This window comes from Halpernia sp. GG3, assembly GCF_052976925.2.
Genome location: NZ_JBRIIR020000015.1, coordinates 1 through 3,179, shown reverse-complemented (window position 1 = coordinate 3,179; position 3,179 = coordinate 1). Strand labels below are relative to the sequence as shown.

Genomic DNA, 3,179 nt, shown 5'->3' with positions numbered 1-3,179 from the left:
TGAAACTCTGAAAATTTCTAGCTGATTCTGTAAAACCTAATCTGTAAAAAATATCATGTACTTTATTATTTAGATAGAATAAATTAGTAGTTGCTGCATTTAAATTATCACTCGGAAAACCATTGTAATCAAATGGAAAATCAAAATTATAACCTAGGCCACCATCTGCAACTGCACCAATCATATTATTACCAGCTTTATCCTGATACGCGTAAACATTGTTACCTCTAGAATAGTTATAATTTGTAGTTAAATCTCCTTGCCAACCATTTGGAGAAGCATCTAAAAACCAAGGATTATTCACTAATGTTCTAACGCCCGAATCTGGATTTTCTACTGGAAGAGCAAACACTCTGTAACTAGCATCTATTGCTGCTTTTGAAGATTTTTCTATTGTTTGTAAATCAGAAAATACAATCGATTTATCCACTTTTGTAAAAATACTTTTGTACGATTGAGGTACAAAATCACAGGAAAGTGTAAGATTTTCCTTCTTTAAAATTTCTCCAGTATTAGCATCAGCTAATATATCCCAATAGTTAGAAGTTCCTTTTTCTTCAAGCTCATATTCATAGCAAAGCTTTAAATCATTTTGCTCGGTATTATAATAAACCAATTTGCTTTTTGCCATCAGTTCATTTTCTGAAGATATTTCACTCTTAAATTCTACGATTTTGTAGGCACTTGCTTTTAAATTAAATATTTTTAATAGTTTGATAAAAACATCATTTTTATTCAAAGTCGCTTTTGAAGTACTTGCAGTATTATAATCTTTAATAAAATTATCAGAATAATGGTTTACCTCATTTTTTCTTATGAGAGCAGTTCCAAGAGAATTATAGATGGGAATGCCGTTATAAGTTTGCTGTATTTTTACAACATCTGCATTCATAGAAGCAGAAAAATCTTTGTTTGAGATTTCAAAATTTTTTAGTTCACTCTTTGAAAATAGTTTTCCTGATGTTGTGGAAAGATGATTCTTAATAATTCCTTCATAATCTTGAGAATATGCTTTGCCGCAAGTAAATAGGCCAAAGATTAGTAGCAATTTCACTGATAAATTTCTATTTTTCATATATGAATATTTAATTAATTTACCCAAATTACATTTATTTTATAAATATTTACGATTTTTTAACAAAAATAGTTTTATAAAATTGATTAAATGATGTTAATCTGCAATTATTTAATCAAGAAGATTACTATTTGGGCTGTGAAAACAATTTTTTATATTCACAGAAATAAAAAAACGCCCCACGAAAATCGTGAAGCGTTAATTATAAAGTTTGGTTAAAGATTAGTTATTACCTTCTTCCATTCTCTTTTTAAGTTCTGCTAACTGATCAATATCACCAAGTGTAGATTTCTCATTACCTGAATTGATACTTGCTGCCGTAGCTGATTTATTAGAAGAATTATTTTCTTTTACATTCTTCTTCTCTTCATCTTTAAAGATTCCGGTATGGGAAACTACAACTCTTTTGAATTCTTTATTAAATTCAATTACTTTAAAGTCTGCATCATCCCCTTTTTTGATTTTAGAACCATCTTCTTTTTCTAATAATCTTGATGGGCAAAATGCTTCAACTTCTGCATCTTCAAACTGTACCGAAGCACCTTTATCAAAAACATCTGTAGCTTTTCCGTTATGCACGGTTCCTTCAGCATATTTAGTTTCAAATTTATCCCAAGGATTTTCTAGTAATTGTTTGTGACCTAAAGATAATCTTCTTGCCTGAACATCAAGTTCTAACACGATCACTTCTAATTTATCACCAACATTACAGAATTCTGATGGATGTTTGATTTTTTTAGTCCATGAAAGATCTGAAATGTAAATTAATCCATCAATGCCTTCTTCTAATTCTACAAAAACACCAAAGTTTGTAAAGTTTCTCACAGTTCCTGTATGGTTAGAACCAACTGGGTATTTAGTTTCAATATTAGTCCAAGGATCTTGGTTCAGTTGTTTCATACCCAAAGAGATTTTTCTGTCTTCTCTGTCTAAAGTAAGAACTTCTGCTTCTACTTCATCACCTACTTTTACGAAATCTCCGGCGCTTCTCAAATGAGTAGACCAAGACATTTCAGATACGTGAATTAATCCTTCTACACCAGGCGCAACTTCTACGAATGCACCATAGTCTGCAAGAACTACTACTTTACCTTTTACTTTATCACCAATTTTAATGTTGTCGCTTAAAGCATCCCAAGGATGAGCTTCAAGTTGTTTCATACCTAATTGGATACGAGTTTTATCTTCATCAAAATCAAGAATAACCACTTTTACAGTTTCCCCGTCAGAAAGAACTTCTGATGGATGATTAACTCTGCTCCAAGATAAATCTGTAATGTGAATTAATCCATCAACACCACCAAGATCAACAAATACACCGTAAGAAGTAATGTTTTTCACAGTTCCTTCTAATACTTGTCCTTTTTCTAATTGAGCGATGATTTCTTTTTTCTGACCTTCAATATCCGCTTCGATAAGTGCTTTGTGAGAGACAACAACGTTTTTAAATTCTGGGTTAATTTTAACAACTTTGAATTCCATTGTCTTACCTACGAATTGATCGTAATCTTTAATTGGCTTCACATCAATTTGTGAACCTGGCAAGAACGCTTCTAATCCGAAGATATCTACGATCATACCACCTTTTGTTCTGGATTTTACTAAACCGTTCACAATTTCGCCAGTTTCGTGAAGTTCATTCACTTTATCCCAAGCTTTTAATGTTCTCGCTTTTTTGTGAGACAATTGTAATTGACCGGTTTTGTCTTCTCTTTTGTCAACCATTACTTCAACTTCATCACCTACTTTTAGATCTTGGTTGTAACGGAATTCATTAAGAGAAATTACACCTTCAGATTTAAAGTTGATATCTACAATCGCTTCTCTGTCTGTAATTCTTACCACTCTTCCGGTAATTACGTCAGAATCTCCCAAATCATTAAGAGAACCATTGTAAATTTCTTCTAATTCTTGCTTTTCTGTTCTATCTTCAGCGTTTAATCCGCTTTCAAAAGATTCCCAGTCAAACGCTTCTGGTGCTACGTTTTGGTTTTCAAGAACCGCATCGTTTTTTTGTTTGTGTTGGCTTTGGCTTTCTACAGCCTCTTCCTGAGTGCTTGTCGTTTCTGACATAATTTAAAAAAATTTGTATTCCTTAGGTTTC

The 3,179-nt window shown here is 32.1% G+C and carries 2 protein-coding genes; both read right to left on the bottom strand.

Translation table 11 applies throughout. The features are described 5' to 3' along the window. Nucleotides 1–1,075: M36 family metallopeptidase (locus tag ACVBED_RS08970; protein WP_473094884.1), on the bottom strand; the 1,075-nt coding region annotated here is incomplete at its 3' end. A gap of 222 nt (nt 1,076–1,297) precedes the next feature. Continuing rightward, the gene (gene rpsA / locus ACVBED_RS08965; protein ID WP_473094883.1) at nt 1,298–3,148 is read right to left on the bottom strand and encodes a 30S ribosomal protein S1; all 1,851 of its coding nucleotides are present in this window, start codon (nt 3,146–3,148) and stop codon (nt 1,298–1,300) included. Between the last annotated feature and the right edge of the window lie 31 nt (nt 3,149–3,179).